Source organism: Mesorhizobium sp. USDA 3734 (assembly GCF_056279665.1).
In genome coordinates, this window is the sequence record NZ_JBWCCW010000001.1 from 7,222,473 (window position 1) to 7,244,292 (window position 21,820).

The 21,820-nt window shown below is 63.0% G+C and carries 15 protein-coding genes and 2 pseudogenes; 12 read left to right on the forward strand and 5 right to left on the reverse strand.

From position 1 onward, the window contains the following. Positions 1 to 2: 2 nt before the first annotated feature. The 5 genes from tolB to ftsH all read left to right on the forward strand — a co-directional run bounded on the left by tolB (position 3) and on the right by ftsH (position 6,929). Positions 3 to 1,313: a Tol-Pal system beta propeller repeat protein TolB gene (gene tolB, locus ACZ89F_RS34680; RefSeq protein WP_136618415.1), complete on the forward strand. Its 1,311-nt coding sequence runs from the start codon at positions 3 to 5 to the stop codon at positions 1,311 to 1,313. 250 nt (positions 1,314 to 1,563) lie between these two features. After that, the gene (gene pal / locus ACZ89F_RS34685) at positions 1,564 to 2,070 is read left to right on the forward strand and encodes a peptidoglycan-associated lipoprotein Pal (RefSeq protein WP_476096707.1); all 507 of its coding nucleotides are present in this window, start codon (positions 1,564 to 1,566) and stop codon (positions 2,068 to 2,070) included. 222 nt (positions 2,071 to 2,292) lie between these two features. Continuing rightward, positions 2,293 to 3,426: a tol-pal system protein YbgF gene (gene ybgF / locus ACZ89F_RS34690; protein ID WP_476096708.1), complete on the forward strand. Its 1,134-nt coding sequence runs from the start codon at positions 2,293 to 2,295 to the stop codon at positions 3,424 to 3,426. Between the two features lie 57 nt (positions 3,427 to 3,483). Then, positions 3,484 to 4,875 carry a tRNA lysidine(34) synthetase TilS gene (gene tilS, locus ACZ89F_RS34695; protein ID WP_476096709.1) on the forward strand — a complete coding sequence of 464 codons (1,392 nt, stop codon included), beginning with the start codon at positions 3,484 to 3,486 and terminating at the stop codon, positions 4,873 to 4,875. 125 nt (positions 4,876 to 5,000) lie between these two features. After that, complete coding sequence (ftsH, locus tag ACZ89F_RS34700) at positions 5,001 to 6,929, forward strand: ATP-dependent zinc metalloprotease FtsH (RefSeq protein WP_023811859.1); 1,929 nt, start codon at positions 5,001 to 5,003, stop codon at positions 6,927 to 6,929. Positions 6,930 to 7,467: 538 nt separating this feature from the next. Here the strand turns inward: ftsH and ACZ89F_RS34705 are convergent. Further along, positions 7,468 to 8,322: a hypothetical protein gene (locus ACZ89F_RS34705; protein WP_476096710.1), complete on the reverse strand. Its 855-nt coding sequence runs from the start codon at positions 8,320 to 8,322 to the stop codon at positions 7,468 to 7,470. A gap of 368 nt (positions 8,323 to 8,690) precedes the next feature. Between ACZ89F_RS34705 and glmM the strand changes: the two genes are divergently transcribed. The 5 genes and pseudogenes from glmM (at position 8,691) to serA (ending at position 15,164) form a co-directional block, all read left to right on the forward strand. Continuing rightward, positions 8,691 to 10,043 (forward strand): phosphoglucosamine mutase, encoded by a 1,353-nt coding sequence (gene glmM / locus ACZ89F_RS34710; protein ID WP_476096711.1) that lies wholly within the window; start codon positions 8,691 to 8,693, stop codon positions 10,041 to 10,043. A gap of 274 nt (positions 10,044 to 10,317) precedes the next feature. Next, complete coding sequence (locus ACZ89F_RS34715) at positions 10,318 to 11,154, forward strand: outer membrane protein (RefSeq protein ID WP_476096712.1); 837 nt, start codon at positions 10,318 to 10,320, stop codon at positions 11,152 to 11,154. 204 nt (positions 11,155 to 11,358) lie between these two features. After that, positions 11,359 to 12,114 (forward strand): outer membrane protein, encoded by a 756-nt coding sequence (locus tag ACZ89F_RS34720; RefSeq protein ID WP_476096713.1) that lies wholly within the window; start codon positions 11,359 to 11,361, stop codon positions 12,112 to 12,114. 204 nt (positions 12,115 to 12,318) lie between these two features. Next, entirely contained in the window at positions 12,319 to 13,494 is a 1,176-nt protein-coding gene (locus tag ACZ89F_RS34725; protein ID WP_476096714.1) for a phosphoserine transaminase, read from the forward strand. 67 nt (positions 13,495 to 13,561) lie between these two features. Continuing rightward, positions 13,562 to 15,164 (forward strand): annotated as a pseudogene (gene serA, locus ACZ89F_RS34730) (phosphoglycerate dehydrogenase). Positions 15,165 to 15,219: 55 nt separating this feature from the next. Here serA and ACZ89F_RS34735 read toward each other — a convergent pair. After that, positions 15,220 to 16,137 (reverse strand): DMT family transporter, encoded by a 918-nt coding sequence (locus ACZ89F_RS34735; RefSeq protein ID WP_476096715.1) that lies wholly within the window; start codon positions 16,135 to 16,137, stop codon positions 15,220 to 15,222. A 207-nt stretch (positions 16,138 to 16,344) separates the two neighbouring features. Between ACZ89F_RS34735 and ACZ89F_RS34740 the strand changes: the two genes are divergently transcribed. Beyond that, entirely contained in the window at positions 16,345 to 17,643 is a 1,299-nt protein-coding gene (locus tag ACZ89F_RS34740; RefSeq protein ID WP_126070881.1) for an adenylosuccinate synthase, read from the forward strand. Between the two features lie 75 nt (positions 17,644 to 17,718). Then, positions 17,719 to 19,353 (forward strand): hypothetical protein, encoded by a 1,635-nt coding sequence (locus ACZ89F_RS34745; RefSeq protein WP_476096716.1) that lies wholly within the window; start codon positions 17,719 to 17,721, stop codon positions 19,351 to 19,353. 24 nt (positions 19,354 to 19,377) lie between these two features. Here ACZ89F_RS34745 and ACZ89F_RS34750 read toward each other — a convergent pair whose 3' ends face one another. The 3 genes and pseudogenes from ACZ89F_RS34750 to ACZ89F_RS34760 all read right to left on the reverse strand — a co-directional run bounded on the left by ACZ89F_RS34750 (position 19,378) and on the right by ACZ89F_RS34760 (position 21,819). After that, positions 19,378 to 19,677 (reverse strand): CcdB family protein, encoded by a 300-nt coding sequence (locus ACZ89F_RS34750; RefSeq protein WP_476096717.1) that lies wholly within the window; start codon positions 19,675 to 19,677, stop codon positions 19,378 to 19,380. Beyond that, positions 19,677 to 19,919, reverse strand: a complete 243-nt coding sequence (locus tag ACZ89F_RS34755) for a type II toxin-antitoxin system CcdA family antitoxin (RefSeq protein WP_476096718.1) — start codon at positions 19,917 to 19,919, stop codon at positions 19,677 to 19,679. The genes ACZ89F_RS34750 and ACZ89F_RS34755 overlap by 1 nt, the downstream gene beginning before the upstream one ends. 78 nt (positions 19,920 to 19,997) lie before the next feature. After that, a pseudogene (locus tag ACZ89F_RS34760) lies at positions 19,998 to 21,819 on the reverse strand (ABC-F family ATP-binding cassette domain-containing protein). Position 21,820: the final 1 nt, after the last annotated feature.

Genomic DNA, 21,820 nt, shown 5'->3' on the forward strand with positions numbered 1-21,820 from the left:
ACATGAAATCAATCCTCAAGCCGCTCCTGATGGTCGCAGCAATGGCGATGGGCATGACCGCAGCCGGCACGTTGCCGGCGCTGGCGCTTGTCGAGCTCAACGTCAACAAGGGCAATGTCGAGCCCCTGCCGATCGCCATCACGGATTTCCAGGGCGGCGACGCGCTTGGTGCGCAGATTTCGCAGATCGTCACCGCCGACCTGAAGCGTTCGGGCCTGTTCGCGCCGATCGACAAGAGCGCCTTCATCGAGAAGATCACCAATCCGGATGCAGCGCCGCGCTTCGACGACTGGAAAGTGATCAATGCGCAGGCGCTGGTCACCGGCAGCGTCAGCAAGGAAGCCGACGGCCGTATCCGCGCCCAGTACCGGCTGTGGGATACCTTTGCCGGCCAGCAGATGTCCGGCGAGCAGTTTTTCGCCAACGACGCCAATCAGCGGCGTGTCGCCCACATCATCGCCGACGCGATTTATGAACGGCTGACCGGTGAAAAAGGCTATTTCGACACCCGTGTCGTCTTCATCGACGAATCCGGCGCCAAGAACGCGCGCAAGAAGCGCCTCGCCATCATGGACCAGGACGGCGCCAATGTCCGCTATCTCTCGGACGGCAGGTCGATCGTGCTGACGCCGCGTTTCTCGCCGAACCGGCAGGAAATCACCTACATGTCCTATGAAAGCGGCCAGCCGCGGGTCTACCTGCTGCAGATCGAGACGGGGCAGCGCGAACTGGTCGGCAATTTCCCCGGCATGACCTTTGCGCCGCGCTTTTCGCCCGACGGCCAGAAGGTGATCATGAGCCTGCTGCGCGATGACGGCAATTCCAACATCTTCGCCATGGATCTGCGCAGCCGTTCGACGACGCGCCTGACCAACTCGACCGCCATCGACACCTCGCCGTCCTATTCGCCTGACGGCAGCAAGGTGGTGTTCACCTCCGACCGTGGCGGCCGCGCGCAGATCTACGTGATGGGCGCCGACGGCTCGGGCCAGACCCGCATCTCCTTTGGCGATGGCGTCTATTCGACGCCGGTCTGGTCACCGCGCGGCGACCTCATCGCCTTCACCAAGCAGACCGGCGGCGAATTCCAGATCGGCGTCATGAAGACCGACGGCTCGGGCGAGCGCATCCTGTCATCCGGCTTCCAGCAGGAGGGGCCGACCTGGGCGCCGAATGGCCGCGTGCTGATGTTCTTCCGCGATTCCGCAGGCGGGCCAAAACTGGTTTCCGTCGATCTTACCGGACGTAACGAGCAATCGATTCCGACGGCGAATTTCGCTTCGGACCCGGCCTGGTCGCCGCTGCTCGAATAGGTTCGGCTGAATTGCCACACATGCTGAAAAGGGGGCCGTTTCGGCCCCTTTTCCATGCCTTGGTCGCGTTTTGGCCGCATTTCCGCCTAGGGTCCGCGCCAACTGTGGCTGATAGCCAAACGGCTGCGGACGGGCAGCTTAAACCAAAATTTAACCGTGTTTCTTGAATGCCGGTTAACCCAAACGTGGTTACTGGGTGATCAACGAAATCACTCGAATACGATCACTCGAAATACGAAGGAGAGGCGGCATGGGCCGTATCGCAGCACTTACCAGAAACCCGGTCATGATCGCGCTGGTGGCGATGCTCGCCATCGCCGGTTGCGCCTCGAAGAAGACGCCGAACAACCCCGGCGATCTGGGGCTCAATGGCGCCGGTGCCGCAACACCCGGCTCGGCGCAGGACTTCACCGTCAACATCGGCGACCGCATCTTCTTCGATACGGATTCGACCTCGATCCGTGCCGACGCGCAGACGACGCTGGCTCGCCAGGCGCAGTGGCTGAACCAGTACAAGCAGTATGCCATCGTCGTCGAAGGCCATGCCGACGAACGCGGCACGCGTGAATACAATCTGGCGCTCGGCGCCCGCCGCGCCGCCGCCACCCGCGACTTCCTCGTCGCCAAGGGTGTCTCGGCCAGCCGTCTCAAGACCATTTCCTACGGCAAGGAACGTCCGGTCGCGGTGTGCGACGACATCTCCTGCTGGTCGCAGAATCGCCGTGCGGTCACCACGCTCAGCGGCGCCGGTTCCTGAGGCATCAATCGACCGGCGCATTAAAAGAACGCGCGGCGGGTCTAGCGGTAAAAATGCAACATACCTATGCGAAAGGCGGCCCTGGGGCCGCCTTTTTCATATCCGGATACCCGAAACAAAATTTGGCCGAAGTCTCGGCTCCTGCTATGAGCGCGAGGGCGCTTGGCTGGTCCTATTCTGATTGGAAGGCGCGAAAGCTAACGAAATCACGGCGAGAGGCACATGCATTTGAGATCGGTTCTGAGCGGCACGCTTGCGCTGCTGCTCCTATCAGGCGTCACCGCCCTGGCTAGCGGCTCGGGGGCGAGCGGCACAGGGCAATCAACCGACAGCGGCTTTTCCTTCCATCTGCCCAGCATCGAACTGCCCGGCATTTTCGGTGAAAAGCCCGGCCTTTTCGGCCAGAAGAAAAAGCCGGATCAGGTCCAGATGGTGCAGTCCGATCCTGCCGCTGTCACCAGCCTGGAAGAGCAGCTGCGGCAGATGAACGGCAAGATCGAGGAACTCAACTTCCAGGTCCTGCAGATGCAGGAGCAGATCCGCAAGCAGCAGGAAGACAATGAATTCCGCTTCCAGCAGCTTGAAGGCGGCGGCACGCAAGGCGGACAGCCGCCGGCACAGAAGAAATCGGATGCCGCCACCGGCGCCGACACCGACGTGGCAACGGCCCCGGCAACACAGGCGCCGGCCGATGGCGGCGCCGCGCCCGCCAACGATCAGTCGGCAGGCGGCAAGACGGTCCAGGACGTCATCGTCGAATCGCCCGATGGCGACCCCGGCAAGGTCATTCCCGGTACGGGAGCGCCGGAAAAGACATTTGGAACCATCACCGTCGACAAGAACGGCAACGTTATCGATGCCGGAGGCAACACGCAGGCGACCGCGCCGGCGCAGGACACCGCTCCAGCCACCGGCGCGCCGGCCAAGGCCGGCAAATCTGAAGGCACGGTGGTCGCGGCGTTGCCGTCCACCAACGACCCGGAGGAGCTCTACCGCAACTCCTACCAGTTCATCCTCTCTGGCGACTACGGCACCGCCGAACAGGGCTTTCGCGACCACATCGCCCGCTTCCCCAAGGATGCGAAGGCGGCGGACGCGCATTACTGGCTGGGCGAGTCGCTGCTTGGCCAGCAGAAATACCGCGACGCTGCCGAGACTTTCCTTGCCGCCAGCAAGGATTATCCCAAGGCCAAGAAGGCTCCCGACATGCTGCTGAAGCTCGGCGTGTCGCTGGTCGGCCTCAAGCAGCATGACGTTGCCTGCGCCACCTTCAGCGAGGTCGGCAAGCGTTACCCTGATATCTCCAGTGCGCTCAAGGAACGCGTCAAGCAGGAGAAGGCTCTGGCTGCCTGCTAATCCTTGTCATACATGTCGTTGTCCTAAAACCGGGACCACTTTTGGGCGACATGCATTATGCTCGACATCGAGCCGGATCTTCCGACAAGTCTTTTTTCGCATATCGATTTTACCAGCGGCGCTGTTGCGGCCGTGTCCGGCGGCAGCGACTCGACCGCCCTGCTCCTCCTTCTCAAACACCATCTCGACCGCACGGCGCCGGCAACCAAGCTGCTGGCGGTGACGATCGATCACGGCTTGCGGTCCGGTTCGGCAGCGGAGGCGCAAGCGGTGGCCAAGCTGTGCGCCACACTCGGAATTCCACACCGCATTATGACATGGTCGGGCCCCAAGCCGTCGACGGGTCTGCCCGCCGCGGCACGGGAAGAGCGCTACCGGTTGCTGGCTGAAGCGGCACAAGCGCAAGGCATCGGCCTGATCCTCACCGGCCATACCGCCGACGACCAGGCGGAAACGGTGCTGATGCGTCAAGGGCGCGAAGAAGGATTGGCGCGGAACGAGGGCCGAGGTCTTGTCGAACTGGCAGGCCGCGGACTTGCCGGCATGGCGCCGGCCACCTTGTATGATTGGCGCAGCTGGATCGTGCGGCCGCTTCTCGGCATGCGGCGCACGGCGCTGCGCGACGTCCTGCGCCGTCAAAATGTCGGCTGGGCCGACGACCCGACCAATGTTGACGAGGCTTTCGAGCGGCCGCGCATGCGGGCCGCCCTCGCCGACGGCAACGGTGCGCGGCGCATCGACGATGCACTGGCGCTGGCCGCGCATGAACGCCGTGCGCGCAGTCAACTCGGCCTCACTGCCGCAGGCCTGATCGGCGATTTCGCGGCCCAGCCGACCGGCGGGCTCATTCGTCTCGATCCGGGCTTGCTGAACGCCGGTGACGAGCAGGCGGCCGTCTATGCGTTGCGCATCCTGCTGGCCACGACCGGCGGGATTGCCTTCCTGCCGGATCAAGCCCGCAGCGAGGCTCTGTTCGGCCGGCTGAAGGTCGGATTTCTTTGCGCCACATTGTCGCGGACGGTTGTCGATTTCCGGCGCGCCGGCATCTTCCTGCGCCGCGAGGCGCGCGGCTTGCCTGCCGCCACTGCCGCCACCGGCAGCACCCTCTGGGATGGCCGCCGGCACATCACATTGAACGACAGCAGCGGCGCATTGTTGATTGCCCCATTCGGGGCAGCGGCGAAGCGGCTGGCGATGGGTGAAGGAAAAACCCCACCGAGCCTGATGCGCGCCGCGCTCGCTGCCGAACCGGCATTGTGGCAGGCCGGTGAATGCCTTGGTTTGCCTGGGCATGGAGGGGTGTCCGCGATGGTTGAGGTGCGGCCGGTCGTTGCGCCCTTTGCCCGCTTCCTGCCGTCCTTCGATCTGGCGCCGGCGCGGGCCATCGCTGCGCTGATTGGCGCGGCCCCGGTTCCACCCTTGCCTTTCAGCGGCCACAGTGCCGGTTGATGGTTGCGCGAAAGCTTAACCCAGACGTGCTGTTATGCTTGGCAAGGGGAGACGCTCTCCCTATGTTAGGCGCAAGTTTCCTCTCATGACGCGTGTCCGCCTTGCGGACGCCAACGGGACAATTGATGAATCCGAACTATCGCAACCTCGCGCTCTGGGCGATCATAGCGGTCCTGCTCATTGCCCTGTTCAATCTGTTCCAGACGCCGCAGACGCGAGGGGCTTCCAGCGATGTGCCTTATTCGCAGTTCCTGCAGGATGTCGCGGCGGGCCGGGTCAAGACAGTGACCATCGCGGGCGCTCGCATCAGCGGCACCTACACCGACAATGCCAGCGGCTTCCAGACCTATTCGCCCGGCGATCCGTCGCTGGTCTCGCGGCTGCAGGACAAGAACGTTACCATCAACGCGCGGCCTGAAACAGACGGTTCCAATTCGCTGTTCGGCTATCTGATCTCATGGCTGCCGATGATCCTCATCCTCGGCGTCTGGATATTCTTCATGCGCCAGATGCAGTCCGGGTCCGGGCGCGCCATGGGCTTCGGCAAGTCGAAGGCCAAGCTGCTCACCGAAGCGCATGGCCGCGTCACCTTCCAGGACGTTGCCGGCGTCGACGAAGCCAAGGAAGATCTGGAAGAGATTGTCGAGTTTCTGCGCGATCCGCAGAAGTTCCAGCGGCTCGGCGGCAAGATCCCGCGCGGCGTGCTGCTTGTCGGTCCTCCAGGAACCGGCAAGACGCTGCTCGCCCGTTCGGTCGCCGGCGAAGCCAATGTGCCGTTCTTCACCATTTCCGGTTCGGACTTCGTCGAGATGTTCGTCGGCGTCGGTGCAAGCCGCGTCCGCGACATGTTCGACCAGGCCAAGAAGAACGCGCCCTGCATCATCTTCATCGACGAAATCGATGCTGTCGGCCGTCATCGCGGCGCTGGCCTCGGCGGCGGCAATGACGAACGCGAGCAGACGCTGAACCAGTTGCTGGTCGAGATGGACGGCTTCGAATCCAACGAAAGCATCATCCTGATCGCTGCCACGAACCGGCCCGACGTGCTCGATCCGGCACTGCTCAGGCCAGGCCGCTTCGACCGCCAGGTCGTGGTGCCGAACCCCGACATCGTCGGCCGCGAGAAGATCCTCAAGGTGCATGTGCGCAACGTGCCGCTGGCGCCCAATGTCGACCTCAAGGTGATCGCGCGCGGTACGCCGGGCTTCTCCGGCGCCGACCTGATGAACCTCGTCAACGAGTCCGCGCTGATGGCGGCACGCCGCAACAAGCGTCTCGTCACCATGGCCGAATTCGAGGACGCCAAGGACAAGATCATGATGGGCGCCGAGCGTCGTTCGTCGGCCATGACGCAGGCCGAGAAGGAGCTCACCGCCTACCACGAGGCCGGCCACGCTATCCTCGCGCTCAACGTGCCGTCGGCCGACCCGCTGCACAAGGCCACCATCATCCCGCGCGGCCGTGCGCTCGGCATGGTCATGCAGTTGCCGGAAGGCGACCGCTATTCGATGAGCTACAAATACATGATCTCCAGGCTCGCCATCATGATGGGCGGCCGTGTCGCCGAGGAGTTCAAGTTCGGCAAGGAGAACATCACCTCCGGCGCCTCTTCTGATATCGAGCAGGCGACCAAGCTGGCCCGCGCCATGGTCACGCGCTGGGGCTTTTCCGACAAGCTCGGCCATGTCGCCTACGGCGACAACCAGGAGGAAGTGTTCCTCGGCCATTCGGTGGCGCGCACGCAGAACGTCTCGGAAGAGACGGCGCAGATCATCGATGCCGAAGTGCGCCGTTTGATCGACGAGGCCTATTCGTCGGCGAAGTCCATCCTGACCAAGAAGAAGAAGGAATGGATCGCGCTGGCGCAGGGCCTGCTGGAGTACGAGACGCTGTCCGGCGAGGAGATCAAGCAGCTGATCGCCGGCCACAAGCCCGCGCGCGACCTTGGTGACGACACGCCGCCGAGCCGTGGCTCGGCCGTGCCGAAGTCCGGCGGCCGGCGCAAGAAGGGGCCGGAGCCCGAAGGCGGCATGGAACCGCAGCCGTCGAGCTGAGTTCGACCAAGCAAGTTGATTTTAGAAACGCCGCGGCATGGTCCGCGGCGTTTTTGTTTGGGTCAGGGAGGACTGCCAAGCTATCCGAGACTTGCGTCTGCGAAGATTGTTTTGCGATTGGCGAAAGCCGGCGCGGCAGCCAATCTCCCCCCGTGTGGGGGAGATGTCCGGCAGGACAGAGGGGGCGCTGTCCCGCCGACAAATCAAGTTTAGGCCTTCCGGCGGCGGACGATCCCTCTTGCCGCTCGATTCCTTGAGCCACCCTCTCCCAGCTTTCGTGAATGCAAGGAAACCAGACTAGAGCAAGGCCGCGATCCTTCGCGCCCCCTCAGCCCTGCCGGACGTTCGTCGTTCGGAAAGCCAAGCAATTGGCTTTCCGTCCGCTACGCGGACCACTCCTCAACCCCCACGATGGGGGAGATTGGCAGCTTTGCCGATGGCGCCTCCCAGCAAACGGCCTGTCCTGAACGACGCCCAAGAAAAAGGCCCGCGAACCTTGCGGTTCGCGGGCCTTTTCTTGTTCAGATGTTGGTGTCGATCAGCTCTTCAGCTTGGCGTTGCACAGGCTGTAGAAGCCGCCGCCCTTCTGGATCCACTTCAGGCCGCCAAGCGCATTGGCGTCCTTGAGGGCATAGTACTGGTCGAGGCAAGTATGCATGCGGCCTTTTCCGGGGGTCTCGCTGGCATATTTCGGCGAGATCGCAGACGGGAAAGTGACGCCCTTGGGCGCAGCCGTCGTCGGCTTCGCCGGCTCCTTGGTGTAGCTCGCCTCGTCGGCGGCTGGCACGGTGTCGTCATCCGATGCGCCGGCGCCGCATTCGGTCTTGCGGAAGTCGTTCCACTTCATGCCTTTCAGCGTGTTGGCCGTCTTGGCAGCTTGATACTTGGTGCTGCATTCGGCCATGCTCAGACCCTTGCCGTCGGCGGGAGCCGCGGCAGCCTTGGTGGTTGCCGGCTTGGCGGTGGCAGCGGCGGATGCACCGGCGGCGCATTCGGACTTGCGGAAGTCGTTCCACTTCATGCCGTTCAGCGTACCGGCAGCCTTCGCCGCCTGGTACTTGGTGCTGCATTCCTTCGCCGTCAGGCCCTTGGCCGTGCTGTCGTCCGCCGCAGCGGCTGCCTTGGCCGCCTTGGCCGGTTTCGTCTCGGCAGCCTTTTTGGTGTCGGCGGCTTTCTTGGTGTCGGCCGGCTTGGCGTCGGTCGTGGCCGCGGCGTCGGTGCCGCACTGGGCCTTGCGGAACTGGTTCCAGGTCGCCCCGGCAAGTGTTCCCGCATCCTTGGCGGCGTTGTACTTCGTGCTGCACTCGGCCATCGTCAGTGCGTTGGCTGGCGCGGCCAGGAACAAGGTCGCGACGGCGAGGCCGGTCAAAGTGGCAAGTCGGTGGATGAGCATAGCGTTTCTCCGTTGCAGCAGCCCATGATACGTCCCTGCGAATCAATAACGCTCAACGATCGGTTGCGCCAGATGCTAAGTGGCGTATATATCGCCGAAGGCTGGCTTCTCCCGATAAGGTGATGAAATCGTTGCCCGTTGCCGGCTTCAGGGCAAGAATTTCCAGGTGCATCTGTACTGAAAGGCTTGCATGTCTGGTATATTGCAGCATGGCAGTCTCAGCATGTTGGGCTGCAGCCATGTTGTGTGCAGTGCACAACAATGATTTTCTAAGGATTGGTAACATATAATCACACAATGTGATCATAGCGCCCTGGCCAATTGTGGCATGACGTGCCGGGGAAGAAACGTCGAGGAAACTGGCTAGCATGGCAGGGAATTATTTCGGCACGGACGGCATTCGCGGGCGCGCCAACAAGTTTCCGATGACCGCTGAAATCGCGATGCGGGTCGGCATGGCCGCCGGCCTCTCCTTCCAGCGTGGCAGCCATCGCCACCGCGTCGTGCTCGGCAAGGACACCAGGCTTTCCGGCTATATGATCGAGAATGCCATGGTCGCCGGTCTCTGTGCCGCCGGCATGGACGTGTTCCTGCTCGGCCCGATCCCGACGCCGGCGGTTGCCATGCTGGTGCGTTCGCTGCGCGCCGATATCGGCGTCATGATCTCGGCTTCGCACAATCCCTACTACGACAACGGCATCAAGCTGTTCGGACCCGACGGCTACAAGCTCTCCGACGAGATCGAGGAGCGCATCGAGAGCATGCTCGACAAGGATATCGAACTGGCGCTCGCCGATTCCGACGGGCTTGGCCGCGCCAAGCGCGTCGATGGTGTGCATGATCGCTACATCGAATTCGCCAAGCGCACCTTGCCGCGCTCAATGTCACTCTCCGGCTTGAGGATCGTCGTCGATTGCGCCAATGGCGCGGCCTACAAGGTGGCGCCCGAGGCGCTGTGGGAACTGGGTGCCGAAGTCGTTGCCATCAACGTCGAACCCAACGGCTTCAACATCAACAAGGAATGCGGTTCGACCCATCCCGCCGGCCTGCAGAAGAAGGTGCACGAAGTGCGCGCCGATATCGGCATCGCGCTCGATGGCGATGCCGATCGCGTCGTCATCGTCGATGAAAACGGGGCGATCGTCGATGGCGACCAGATCATGGCGCTGATTGCCGAGTCCTGGCACCAGAGCGGGCGGCTGGCGGGCGGCGGCGTCGTTTCGACGGTCATGTCCAATCTCGGTCTCGAGCGCTTCCTCGGCGGCATGAAGCTGCAACTGCACCGCACCAAGGTCGGCGACCGATATGTCGTCGAACATATGCGCGCGCATGGGCTGAATGTCGGCGGCGAACAATCGGGCCATATCGTGCTGTCGGACTTTTCGACCACCGGCGACGGTCTCGTTTCGGCGCTGCAGGTGCTGGCCTGCATCAAGCGGCAGGGGCGGCCGGTCAGCGAATTGTCGAAGAAATTCGAACCGGTGCCGCAGCTTCTCAAGAACGTCCATATTTCCGGCGGCAAGCCGCTCGAGGAAGCGCCGGTCAAGGCAGCCATCGAAGATGCCCGTCACCGCCTCGGCACGGCCGGGCGGCTGGTTATCCGGCCCTCCGGCACAGAGCCGCTGATCCGCGTGATGGCCGAGGGCGACGACCCGCAACTGGTCGAGTCCGTCGTCAACGGTATCGTCGACGTCATCTCGGAAACGCGCAGCGCCGCCTGATCCCCAGCGCCCGGCAGGGCGTCGCTCGGCGCGCCCGGCAGGGCTTCGCCGCATTTAACAGGTTCAAAGCCCGCCCTCCTGGCGGGCTTTTTTCGTTGGCCGGCGGGTGCTTCAGGATTTCCGAAAACCGCGCACCGACTCGTCGAAGTTTAGAGATTCGTGGTTAAGCAACAGGGTTAAACGCCTTTTAACCTTTGCAATTCATTATCCACGACTGAAAGCCAATCGCATTTCGGGCGGGTTCGCCGTTCCGAGCTTCTCAGGGGTGACAAGCATGTTCAATACAGCAAGAAAGGTCCTGCTCGCCTTACTGTTCGCGAGCCTGGCAGGACCGTTGTTCGCAGCCGACCTGCCGGAGCCGGTGGTCGAAGAGGCTCCGCCTCAGGCTGTCTACGAGCAGCCGGCCGAAGTCGGCGGCTGGTACATCCGCGGCGACATCGACTATCACAAGTCGACCGTGCGCGGCATCGACTATATGACCTACACCGTCGATCCCTGTAACTGTTCGGTCACGCCCGGCACCAGAAGTTTCGACTTCGGCAAGCTCAAAGGCGGCTTCTCGCTCGGCGCCGGCGTCGGCTACAAGATCAACGACCACTTCCGTACCGATCTGACCGCCGACTACTGGTTCAAGTCGAACTTCAACGGCGGCACCTCGGATATCAACGGAACATCGACCGAAGTGTCGAAAATGAGCGCCTTGCTGCTGCTGGCCAACGCCTATGTCGATATCGGCACCTATCACGGCATCACGCCCTATGTCGGTGCCGGCATCGGCGGCGCACGCGTCAAGTGGGATACTGTCTACGACCCGAACACCACCGAGACCAATCCGGGAGCGTCCAACTGGCGTTTCGCCTACGCTCTGATGGCCGGCGCTTCCTACTGCCTGACCGACAAGATCATCCTCGATGCAGGCTACCGCTTCTCCCATATCCAGGGTGGCCGCATGTTCGAATGGGATGTGAGCAGCTCCGGCCCCGGCTTCGACCGTGGCATCAACACGCACGAAGTGCGCGGTGGCCTGCGCTATCAGTTCGGTGGCAACAATGGTTGCGCCGCGCCGGTCGTGGCCTACCAGCCCGAACCCGAGCCGATCTACACCAAGTAACGCTTGTACTGCTTGAAGTCTGCGAACCGCCCGGCATCGACCGGGCGGTTTTCGTTTGTGCGTTTCGGATGAAATTATTGGAAATCAATCTGCTAACGCTCTGTTAGCCTTAACCGGCACTTAACCACTATGGTTAACAATGCTCCTTGAAACGATGGCTGCCGTTGCGATTGCTTGCGGCGCCAAATTCGGGAGTCGGGGACCATGAAACTCACATTGCGTATGGCGCTTGTCGCACTCGCCCTCGCACCGCTGACGCCCGTGCACGCGGCCGATTACGACCCGCCGGTCTATGTCGACCAAGCGCCCGATTATGTGCCGGTCGAGGTCGGCTCCGGCTGGTATCTGCGCGGCGATGTTTCCTTTCTGCCGCAAAAGAACTTCAAGAGCGATTTTAGTTTCGCGCCGGCGAACTTCAGCGACAAAGAAGATCCCATCTTTGCCAGCATCGGCTTCGGCTACCATTTCAACGACTATCTGCGCGCCGATCTCAACCTCGGCTATCTGCCCGGCAACAAGGTCAGTGTCGGCTATGACAATTCAGCGACTTCATTACAGCCGACCGTGGCATCGGCGTCCCTGAAGAACTATGCCTTCTCGGGTATACTCAACGGCTATGTCGATCTTGGCACCTATGTCGGAATCACGCCCTATCTCGGCGCGGGTGTCGGTATCGTCCAGAGCACGCGCAAGCTTTCGGCGAGCTATCTCACCGTCAACGGTGACCCCACCGACGATTTTGAGCTGCAGGACGACAAGACCCGGTTCTCCCTGGCCTATACACTGAATGCCGGCCTTGCCTACCAGGTGTCGAAGAATGTCTCCGTGGATCTGGGCTATCAGTATTTTTCCGCCCCCGACGCCGAATATGCGACCGCCCAGAACCTGACTACCTTTTCGATCCACAAGGGTATCAGCAACCATCAGGTCAAGCTCGGACTGCGCTACGATCTCTGGTAGGCGCCGCGAGCACAAGGATCAGGAGGACGGCGGATCTCTTCGGTCCGCCGTTTGCGTTTGAGGTCACGACATCCTGATCACGGATCGCCTGTATCCCACCAGCGACAAAAACTTTCCTCTTGACGCCTGAAGCCTGAACGCATATCGCCGTCCGTGGGCCACCCCTCCCCAACGAGGGGCCACTATCTGGAAGGATAGACCACGATGACGACGCATACGAAGCCCGGACTCCGTCCGGCAAACCCCAATTTTTCCTCAGGTCCCTGCGCAAAACGCCCCGGCTGGTCGGTCGAGGCGCTGAACAATGCCGCGCTCGGTCGTTCCCACCGCGCCAAGATTGGCAAGACCAAGCTCGAACAGGCGATCGCGCTGACGCGGGACATTCTCCAGGTTCCGGCGGGTTACCGCATCGGCATCGTGCCGGCGTCGGACACCGGCGCCGTCGAGATGGCGCTGTGGTCGCTGCTCGGCGAGCGCGGCGTCGACATGGTCGCCTGGGAGAGCTTTGGCTCCGGCTGGGTCACCGACGTGGTCAAGCAACTGAAGCTCGCCGACGTGCGCAAGATCGAAGCCGGCTATGGCGAACTGCCGGACCTCACAAAGATCGATTTCGACCGCGATGTGGTCTTCACCTGGAACGGGACCACGTCCGGCGTGCGTGTGCCGAACGGCGATTTCATTCCCGCGGACCGCAAGGGCCTGACCATCTGCGACGCGACTTCGGCCGCCTTCGCACAGAGGCTCGATTTCGAAAAACTCGATGTCGTCACCTTCTCCTGGCAGAAGGTGCTGGGCGGTGAGGGCGCACACGGCATGCTCATACTCAGCCCACGCGCCGTCGAGCGGCTGGAGACCTACAAGCCTTCGTGGCCGCTGCCGAAAATCTTCCGGCTGACCTCGGGCGGCAAGTTGATCGAGGGCATCTTCAAGGGCGAGACCATCAACACGCCCTCGATGCTGTGCGTTGAAGATTATCTCGATGCGCTCAACTGGGCGAAGTCGATCGGTGGCCTCGATGCGCTGATCGCCAGGGCGGATGCCAATGCCGCCGTCCTTGATCGCTTTGTCGGCAAGTCCTCATGGCTCGGTCATCTCGCCACCCTGCCGGCGACGCGGTCGAACACGTCCGTCTGCCTGTCCTTCACCGATCCGGATGTGGTGGCGCTCGATGCCGACGGGCAGGCGGCTTTTGCCAAGGGACTGGTGTCGGTGCTCGACAAGGAAGGTGTCGCCTACGATATCGGCGCCTATCGCGACGCACCGCCCGGCCTGCGTGTCTGGTGCGGCGCCACGGTCGAGACATCAGATCTCGAAGCGCTGCTGCCCTGGCTCGACTGGGCCTTCGCCGCGCAGAAGGCATCGCTGAAAGCAGCGGCCTGAGATCATTCGCGGCGGCCTCCGGGCCGCCCATTCCCATCAGGATCAAATCCATTTCAAGGAGGCCGCCATGGCGCCCCGCGTTCTCGTCTCAGACAAACTTTCTCCCACCGCCGTGCAGATATTCAAGGATCGCGGCATCGAGGTCGACTATCTGCCCGATCTGGGCAAGGACAAAGAAAAGCTGCTCGAAGTTATCGGCCAGTATGATGGCCTCGCCATCCGCTCGGCCACCAAGGTCACCGAAAAGCTGATCAACGCCGCCACAAATCTCAAAGTCATCGGCCGCGCCGGCATCGGTGTCGACAATGTCGACATCCCGGCGGCTAGCCGCAAGGGCATCATCGTGATGAACACGCCCTTCGGCAATTCGATCACGACAGCCGAACATGCGGTGGCGATGATCTTCGCGCTTGCCCGCCAGATTCCGGAAGCCAACGCTTCTACCCATGCCGGCAAATGGGAGAAGAACCGCTTCATGGGCGTCGAGATCACCGGCAAGACGCTGGGCGTCATCGGCTGCGGCAACATCGGCTCGATCGTCGCGACGCGCGGCGTCGGACTGAAGATGCATGTCATCGCCTTCGACCCATTCCTGTCGGACAAGCGTGCCGAGGAACTCGGTGTCGACAAGGTTGAGCTGGATGAGCTTTTCGCCCGCGCCGATTTCATCACGCTGCACACGCCGCTGACCGACAAGACGCGCAACATCATCGATGCGGCGGCTATCGCCAAGATGAAAAAGGGCGTCCGCATCATCAACTGCGCCCGCGGCGGGCTGATCGTCGAGGCCGACCTGGTCGCGGCGCTGAAGAGCGGCAAGGTGGCGGGCGCCGGCGTCGACGTGTTCGAGGTCGAACCGGCCGAGAACAACGAGCTGTTCGGCATGGAAAACGTGGTGGCAACGCCGCATCTCGGCGCCTCGACAGCGGAAGCGCAAGAGAATGTCGCGCTGCAGGTTGCCGAGCAGATGTCCGATTATCTGATCAAGGGCGCCGTTTCCAACGCCATCAACATGCCGTCGATCACCGCCGAGGAAGCACCGCGGCTGAAGCCCTTCGTCAAGCTCGCCGAAGTGCTCGGCGCCTTTGTCGGCCAGGTCACCGAAGACCCGATCAAGGAGGTCGAGATCCTGTTCGACGGCTCGACGGCGACAATGAATACGCGCGCGCTGATCAGCGCCACGCTTGCCGGGCTGATCCGGCCACAGGTCTCCGACGTCAACATGGTGTCGGCGCCGATCATGGTGAAGGAGCGCGGCATCATCGTCGCCGAAGTCAAGCGCGACAAGTCGGGCGTGTTCGACGGCTACATCAAGCTGACGGTGACGACCGAGCACAGGACGCGCTCGATCGCCGGCACCTGCTTCTCCGACGGCAAGCCGCGTTTCATCCAGATCAAGGGCCATCAATCTCGACGCCGAGGTCGGCCAGCACATGCTCTACACGACCAATGCCGACGCGCCGGGCATCATCGGCCTGCTCGGCACGGTCTGCGGCGAGAACGGCGTCAACATCGCCAACTTCCAGCTCGGCCGTAACCGGCCGGGCGGCGACGCGATCGCGCTGCTCTATCTCGATGCGCCGTTCCCGGAAAAGGTGCTGGAACAGGTGCGGGCGCACAAGTCGATCGACTCGGCCAAGAGGCTGCAGTTCGACGTCAACGCGATGTGATCCCGGACTTCTTGCGAAAGATCGAAAGGCGCGGCCTGGCCCGCGCCTTTTTCGTTCAACCTGTCCTGGCGGATGGCTGGATCGCCATCTTGCGCCCGCTGTATTCGGCAAGTCCGATGCCGCCCAGCACGAGCACCAAAGCCAGTGCCTGGTAAAGCTGGAACGTCTCGCCGACGATCAGCACCGACAGCAGCGTGCCGAAGATCGGCACCAGATTGATGAACAGGCCGGCGCGGTTGGCGCCGATCAGTTCGTTGCCCCTGATATAGAATATCTGCGAGACGACCGAGGCGCCGATCGCGGTATAGACGATAATTGTCCAGCCACGCGCGTCGGGCACGATGACCTTGCCGGCAGCGACCTCCCACAGGAAAAACGGCAGCGAGGTGACGAGTGCGGCAACCGACAGGGCCAGCATCAGGCTCTGCCAATGCATCACCAGCTTCAGCCGCAGCCCGACGGAATAGCCGCTGTAGAGAAACACGGCGACCAGCATGATGGCGTCGCCGAAATTGAGCTCAAGCGTCAACAGCCGGCGTGGGTCGCCGTGGCAGGCGGTGAGGATCACGCCGGCGATTGTCAGCACGACGCCGACAATCTGCGCCCAGTTCACACGCAGGTGGAAGTGGAAGAAGACGAAATTGGCGACGATGATCAGGATCGGCATCGCCGCCTGTTCGATGGAGACGTTGATCGCTGTCGTGTAGTTGAGCGCCGTGTAGAAGATTGTGTTGAACAAGGCGAAGCCGCTGGCGCCGAGAGCTGCCAGCACGAGCCAGTGCTTGCGCACCACCGGCCAGCCCTTGCGTATTGTCTTCCAGCCCATCGGCAGCATGATCGCCACGGCCAGCACCCAGCGCAGGAAGACGAGCGTCATTGGCGAGACGTGATCGACCGCCAGCTTGCCGGCCACCGAGTTGCCACCCCACAGCAAGGTGGTGAGCAGCAGGAATATGTAGGCGCTTCGATGCATCGCGGGATTCCGGCCGCGGGGCCGCGGTGTTTATCGGCCTATTGTCCCTGTCCGCCCAAGTAAATGATGTCAAAGCCGAAAATTGTTGTGCCTCAGGGCATTTTCGGCGGCAAAGAAAGGTCGCGCTCGCGAGGTCTTGACGTTATAGAGGCCTGTCGTTTCGAACCATATCCAAGCCGCTTGGCGGCGTCTCAAGGGAAAAGAAACATGGCCAATGTGGTGGTCGTCGGCTCGCAATGGGGCGACGAAGGCAAGGGCAAGATCGTCGACTGGCTGTCGGAGCGGGCCGATGTCGTGGTGCGTTTCCAGGGCGGCCACAATGCCGGCCACACGTTGGTCGTCGATGGCAAGGTCTACAAATTGTCGTTGCTTCCGTCGGGCGTCGTGCGCCAGGGCAAGTTGTCCATCATCGGCAACGGCGTCGTTTTCGACCCGCACGCTTTCGTTGCCGAAGTGGCCAAGCTCAAGGCGCAAGGCGTCGAGGTGACGCCGGATCGCCTGAAAATAGCCGAAAACACAGCGCTTATCCTGTCCCTGCATCGGGAACTGGACGGATTCCGCGAGGACGCCGCCTCCAATTCCGGAACGAAGATTGGCACGACCCGTCGAGGGATCGGTCCCGCCTACGAGGACAAGGTGGGCCGGCGCGCGGTCAGGGTGATGGATTTGGCGGATTTGGAAACGCTGCCCTTGAAGGTCGACAGGCTGCTGACGCACCACAATGCGCTGCGTCGCGGGCTTGGCCATGCGGAAGTCACGCATGATGCGATCATGCAGGAGCTGACGTCCGTCGCGCACGAGATCCTGCCCTATATGGACCGGGTCTGGAAAATCCTCGACGACAAGCGCCGGGCCGGCGAGCGCATCCTGTTCGAGGGCGCGCAAGGCACGCTGCTCGATATCGACCACGGCACCTATCCGTTCGTCACCTCGTCGAACACTGTGGCCGGACAGGCTGCCGCCGGCTCCGGCGTCGGCCCGGGCGCCATCGGCTATGTGCTGGGCATCACCAAGGCCTATACGACGCGCGTCGGCGAAGGTCCGTTCCCGACCGAGCAGAAGAACGAGATCGGCGAATTCCTCGGTACGCGCGGCCATGAATTCGGCGTCGTCACCGGGCGCAAGCGTCGCTGCGGTTGGTTCGACGCGGTGCTGGTGCGCCAGGCTGTTGCCGTCAACGGCATCAAGGGCATCGCGCTGACCAAGCTCGACGTGCTCGACGGGCTGGACGAGATCAAGGTCTGCACCGGTTACCGCCTCGACGGCGAGATGATCGACTATCTGCCGGCCAGCCAGGGCGCGCAGGCACGTGTCGAGCCGGTCTACGAGACGCTCGAGGGCTGGAAAGGCACCACTGCCGGCGCGCGCAGCTGGAACGATCTGCCGGCCCAGGCGGTCAAGTATGTCCGCTATATCGAGGAACTGATCGGTGCCCCGGTCGCGCTCCTTTCCACCAGCCCGGAACGCGACGACACGATACTTGTGACCGATCCGTTTCAAGACTAGTTTCTGAAGCCTTTCCGGGCATCGCGGCTGATTTGCGGGGGCCGGCGCGGAAACAAAATACAGGTCGACTGAAGCATGGCAGATTTCGGTTTTGTTCTGAAGAAAGCGATAGACGGTCTCCGTGATCAGTCGCCAGAGATGCGGGCGAAAGTCTACGACAAGGCCCGCTCTACAATCGCAGCGAAGATTGCGCAGCGTGATCCGCCGCTTTCGCCGGAGGATGTCGCCAAGCAGAAACGCGGTCTGGAAGACGCCATCGCGAGCGTCGAGCGGGACTATGCCAAGAGCGTGCCGGAGACCGACCCGCTCGCGGAACTGGAACACATCTTTTCCTCGATCGATCGCAACAAGAACCAGCCGAGCCATACACGGCAACCGGCGAAGGCGGAATCGGTCTGGCCAGCACCGCCCGCCGCCAAGCCCGAACCTCATCAACCCGCGCCGCCCCCTGCCGCCAAGGTCGAGCCAAGCTGGAAGCCCGCAGCCGCACCGTCCCAGCCAGCCGAAACGCCTCTTCCAGGCATGGACGCTGAGGAAGCGGACGACGGGGCTTATGTCTTTTCCAGCAACGAAGAGCCGGTGTCGGACACCTTCCAGCGCCTGCGTCCCGCCGAGCGCAAGCGCAGCTATGGCGGGCTGATCGCCGCTGTCGTCGCGCTGCTGGTCGTTGCCGGCGGCGGTTACGGCATCTGGCTGAACAAGGACGCTTTCGGCAAGATGCTGGGGCTTGGCGGCAACCAGGTCGCGAAGACCGAGCCCGTGAAGCCGGCGCCGGCCAAGCCGGCAACCGATGCGGCGGCAACGCCGCCCGCAGCTGGCGGCACGGAAGCCGAAAGCACGAAATTCACCCAGCGGCTGACGCCGCAGGGCAGTGAAGTCGATCCCGGCCCGGCCGGCGGACAAAGCGGCATCGGCGAAGGCGAATCGGTCGCCGCGCTGACCACGCCGCCCTCGGCGACCAACGCGCCGGCGATTTCCGCACCGGCCGCCGGCACGCCTGCCGCGACTACGCCTCCGGCGGCAGGTGCTGCCCCCGCAACACCGCCTGCCAACGGAGCTGCCCCGGCAGCGCCGGCCGATGCTGCCGCCACACCGCCCGCAGCAGCAGGTGCTGCGCCGCCCGCGCCGGCGGCCGCGCCCGCGGAGACCGCTCTGCCGGTCGGCCAGAAGGCGATCTTCTATGAAGAGCGCACCAGCACTGCCCAGGGTTCGGCGGAGCCCGGCAACATCGTCTGGTCGCTGGTGCAGGAATCGCCCGGTGGCGACCTGCCGCCGGAGCCGGCGATCCGCGCCGAGGCAACCATTCCCGGCAAGGACATCCAGTTGCGCATGACCATCCGCCGCAACACCGACCAGACCTTGCCGGCCAGCCATATCATCGAGATGATCTTCCTGACGCCCGACGGTTTCGAGGGCGGCGGTGTCGACAACATCCTGCGCGTCGCCATGAAGAGTTCGGAACAGGACGCCGGCAGCCCGCTGATCGGCATTCCGGCCAAGATCGCCGACGGTTTCTTCCTCGTCGCGCTCAACGACACCAAGGCCGACGAAGACGCCAACATGACCTTGCTGCGCGGCCAGGACTGGATCGACGTGCCGGTCGTCTACAAGACCGGACGGCGGGCGCTACTGACCATGGAAAAGGGCATTCCCGGCGAGAAGGTGTTCGACGAGGCGATCAAGGCCTGGCAGGCGAAAACGGCGGGCTGAGAAGGGCCGAATCTTCGCCTTCGCTCAGAAGCCCTGGAACAACATGTCGAGCGCGGCGACGATGTCGTCGTGGTGCTTCATAAGGTTCAGTCGACTTTCGCCTAATTCGCTGGCCGGAACGGTGGCAATCAGGTGTGTTGCCATAACCAGCCTTCGACTGTTGATCTCGAAGATCGGATGAAGCTTTCGCATCGGCGGCGGCACCGTTGTGACCGGCAGAAGCGGCACGACTACCCGCGTCTTGAAATTGTCGAGCAGCTCGGACTGAACGTCGAGCAAGTAGCTGCCTTCGATGCGACCGGCGAAGACATCATAGCGGGGCATCAGAACTGCCGGTACTCTTCCAGCGGGATGCCGTGCTTCTCGATATAGTCGTTCCACGCATCTACCTTGGCGCGGTTCTCAAGCTTCCACAGCCGCGTTTTTTCAGCAGTTACCGCCTCCGCGATGCCTGCTTCCGCGGCGCGCGAGACATTCACGTCAAGCTCCTTGGCTTCCCTCATGAGGTTCGAATCGATCGACAGATTTGCTGGCTGACGGATCGCATTCAAGGCAACCTTGCGCATTATAGCCCTCCGTAACATGCGCATAATATATGCGCATTCCCCTATCGGAGCAAGCGACGCTGGTTGGAGTGTGCGAGCCTACCCCTCCATCTCTTCGCGCAACATCTCCAGCTCCAGCCACTCTTCCTCGAGCGCCGCCAGCGTCGCGCGCTCCTTGTCGAGGGCGGCGATCGTCTTCTGGAAGGAGGCCGGGTCGCGTTCGTAATAGGCCGGATCGGCGATGTTGTTCTCAAGCCTTGAGATCGACGCCATCACGGCTTCGATTTTCTTGGGCAGGGATTCCAGCGCGAATTTCTGCTTGAACGACAGCTTCTTTGCCGGCCCCTTTGGCGCCGTGGCCTCGCTCTTGCCTGGTGCGGCCGCTTCGCCGGTTTCGGCCTTCGCGCGCGCCTTGCGATCATCGAGCCGGGTGCCGCCGCGCTGCGCCAGCATGTCGGAGTAACCACCGGCATATTCGATCCAGCGGCCGTCACCGTCGGGGCGCGATCAGGCTGGTCACGGTGCGGTCGAGGAAATCGCGGTCGTGGCTGACCAGGATGACCGTTCCGGCAAAACCGGCGACCAGCTCCTGCAGGAGCTCCAGCGTCTCCATGTCGAGATCGTTGGTCGGCTCATCGAGCACCAGAAGGTTTGCCGGCCGCGCCAGCACGCGCGCCAGCAGCAGGCGTGCCCGCTCGCCGCCGGACAACTCACGCACCGGCGTGCGCGCCTGCTCCGGCTTGAACAGGAAATCCTTCATGTAGGAGACGACATGGCGCTGCTCGCCATTGATGACGAGGTTCTCGCCGCGCCCGTCGGTGAGATATTGCGCCAGTGTCTCCTGCGGGTCGACCGCCTCGCGCTTCTGGTCGAGCGTGGCGATCTCCAGATTGGTGCCGAGCCGTACCGAGCCAGTGTCAGGCTTCATCTCGCCGGTCAGCATCTTCAAGAGCGTCGTCTTGCCGGCGCCGTTCGGCCCGACCAGGCCAACGCGGTCGCCGCGCTGGATGCGAGTCGAAAACCCCTTGACCACGGTGAGATCGCCAAAACTCTTCTCGATGTTCTTGGCCTCGATCACCAGCTTGCCGGATTCGGCGGCGTCGCTCGCCACCATGGTCGCCGACCCTTCGGCACCTCGATGACCGCGAAAGCGCTGGCGCATGGTCTGCAATTCGCCGAGACGGCGCATGTTGCGCTTGCGCCGCGCCGTCACGCCGTAGCGCAGCCAATGTTCTTCGCGCACGATCTGGCGGCCGAGCTTGTGCTGCTCGCGCTCTTCCTCTTCCAGCACCAGGTCGCGCCATTCCTCGAAATGGCCAAAGCCCTTGTCCAGCCTGCGGGTCTGGCCGCGATCCAGCCAGATCGTGGCGCGCGACACGCGTTCGAGAAAGCGGCGGTCGTGCGAGATGACGACGAGCGCCGAGGAGGTGCGGCTAAGCTCCTCCTCCAGCCACTCGATGACAGACAGATCGAGATGGTTGGTCGGCTCATCAAGGAGCAGGATGTCGGGCTCGGGCGCCATGACACGGGCAAGGGCGGCGCGCCTCGCTTCGCCGCCGGACAGGTCGTTCGGCCGCTCCTCGCCCGACAGGCCGAGATGCTCCATCAGATAGCTGGCGCGGTAGGGATCGTCGGCGGGGCCAAGCCCGGCCTCGACATAGGCGCGGACACTGGCAAAACCTTCCATGTCGGGCATCTGCGGCAGATAGCGGACGGTTGCCGAAGGCTGGCGGAAAACCTCGCCGTCCTGCGGCTCGATCAGGCCGGCGGCGATCTTCAGCAGCGTCGACTTGCCGGACCCGTTGCGGCCGACCAGCGCGATCTTGTCGCCGGCCGAGGCGGTCAAGGCGGCGCCATCGAGCAGCGGCGTGCCGCCAAAGGTCAGTTTTATCCCGTCGAGGTTGAGAAGGGGCGGGGCCATG

Excerpts from the sequence above, each read along its gene's own strand:
- tolB (WP_136618415.1), top strand. The coding sequence starts at position 3 with ATGAAATCAATCCTCAAGCCGCTCCTGATGGTCGCAGCAATGGCGATG.
- pal (WP_476096707.1), top strand. The coding sequence starts at position 1,564 with ATGGGCCGTATCGCAGCACTTACCAGAAACCCGGTCATGATCGCGCTG.
- ybgF (WP_476096708.1), top strand. The coding sequence starts at position 2,293 with ATGCATTTGAGATCGGTTCTGAGCGGCACGCTTGCGCTGCTGCTCCTA.
- tilS (WP_476096709.1), top strand. The coding sequence starts at position 3,484 with ATGCTCGACATCGAGCCGGATCTTCCGACAAGTCTTTTTTCGCATATC.
- ftsH (WP_023811859.1), top strand. The coding sequence starts at position 5,001 with ATGAATCCGAACTATCGCAACCTCGCGCTCTGGGCGATCATAGCGGTC.
- ACZ89F_RS34705 (WP_476096710.1), bottom strand. The coding sequence starts at position 8,322 with ATGCTCATCCACCGACTTGCCACTTTGACCGGCCTCGCCGTCGCGACC.
- glmM (WP_476096711.1), top strand. The coding sequence starts at position 8,691 with ATGGCAGGGAATTATTTCGGCACGGACGGCATTCGCGGGCGCGCCAAC.
- ACZ89F_RS34715 (WP_476096712.1), top strand. The coding sequence starts at position 10,318 with ATGTTCAATACAGCAAGAAAGGTCCTGCTCGCCTTACTGTTCGCGAGC.
- ACZ89F_RS34720 (WP_476096713.1), top strand. The coding sequence starts at position 11,359 with ATGAAACTCACATTGCGTATGGCGCTTGTCGCACTCGCCCTCGCACCG.
- ACZ89F_RS34725 (WP_476096714.1), top strand. The coding sequence starts at position 12,319 with ATGACGACGCATACGAAGCCCGGACTCCGTCCGGCAAACCCCAATTTT.
- ACZ89F_RS34735 (WP_476096715.1), bottom strand. The coding sequence starts at position 16,137 with ATGCATCGAAGCGCCTACATATTCCTGCTGCTCACCACCTTGCTGTGG.
- ACZ89F_RS34740 (WP_126070881.1), top strand. The coding sequence starts at position 16,345 with ATGGCCAATGTGGTGGTCGTCGGCTCGCAATGGGGCGACGAAGGCAAG.
- ACZ89F_RS34745 (WP_476096716.1), top strand. The coding sequence starts at position 17,719 with ATGGCAGATTTCGGTTTTGTTCTGAAGAAAGCGATAGACGGTCTCCGT.
- ACZ89F_RS34750 (WP_476096717.1), bottom strand. The coding sequence starts at position 19,677 with ATGCCCCGCTATGATGTCTTCGCCGGTCGCATCGAAGGCAGCTACTTG.
- ACZ89F_RS34755 (WP_476096718.1), bottom strand. The coding sequence starts at position 19,919 with ATGCGCAAGGTTGCCTTGAATGCGATCCGTCAGCCAGCAAATCTGTCG.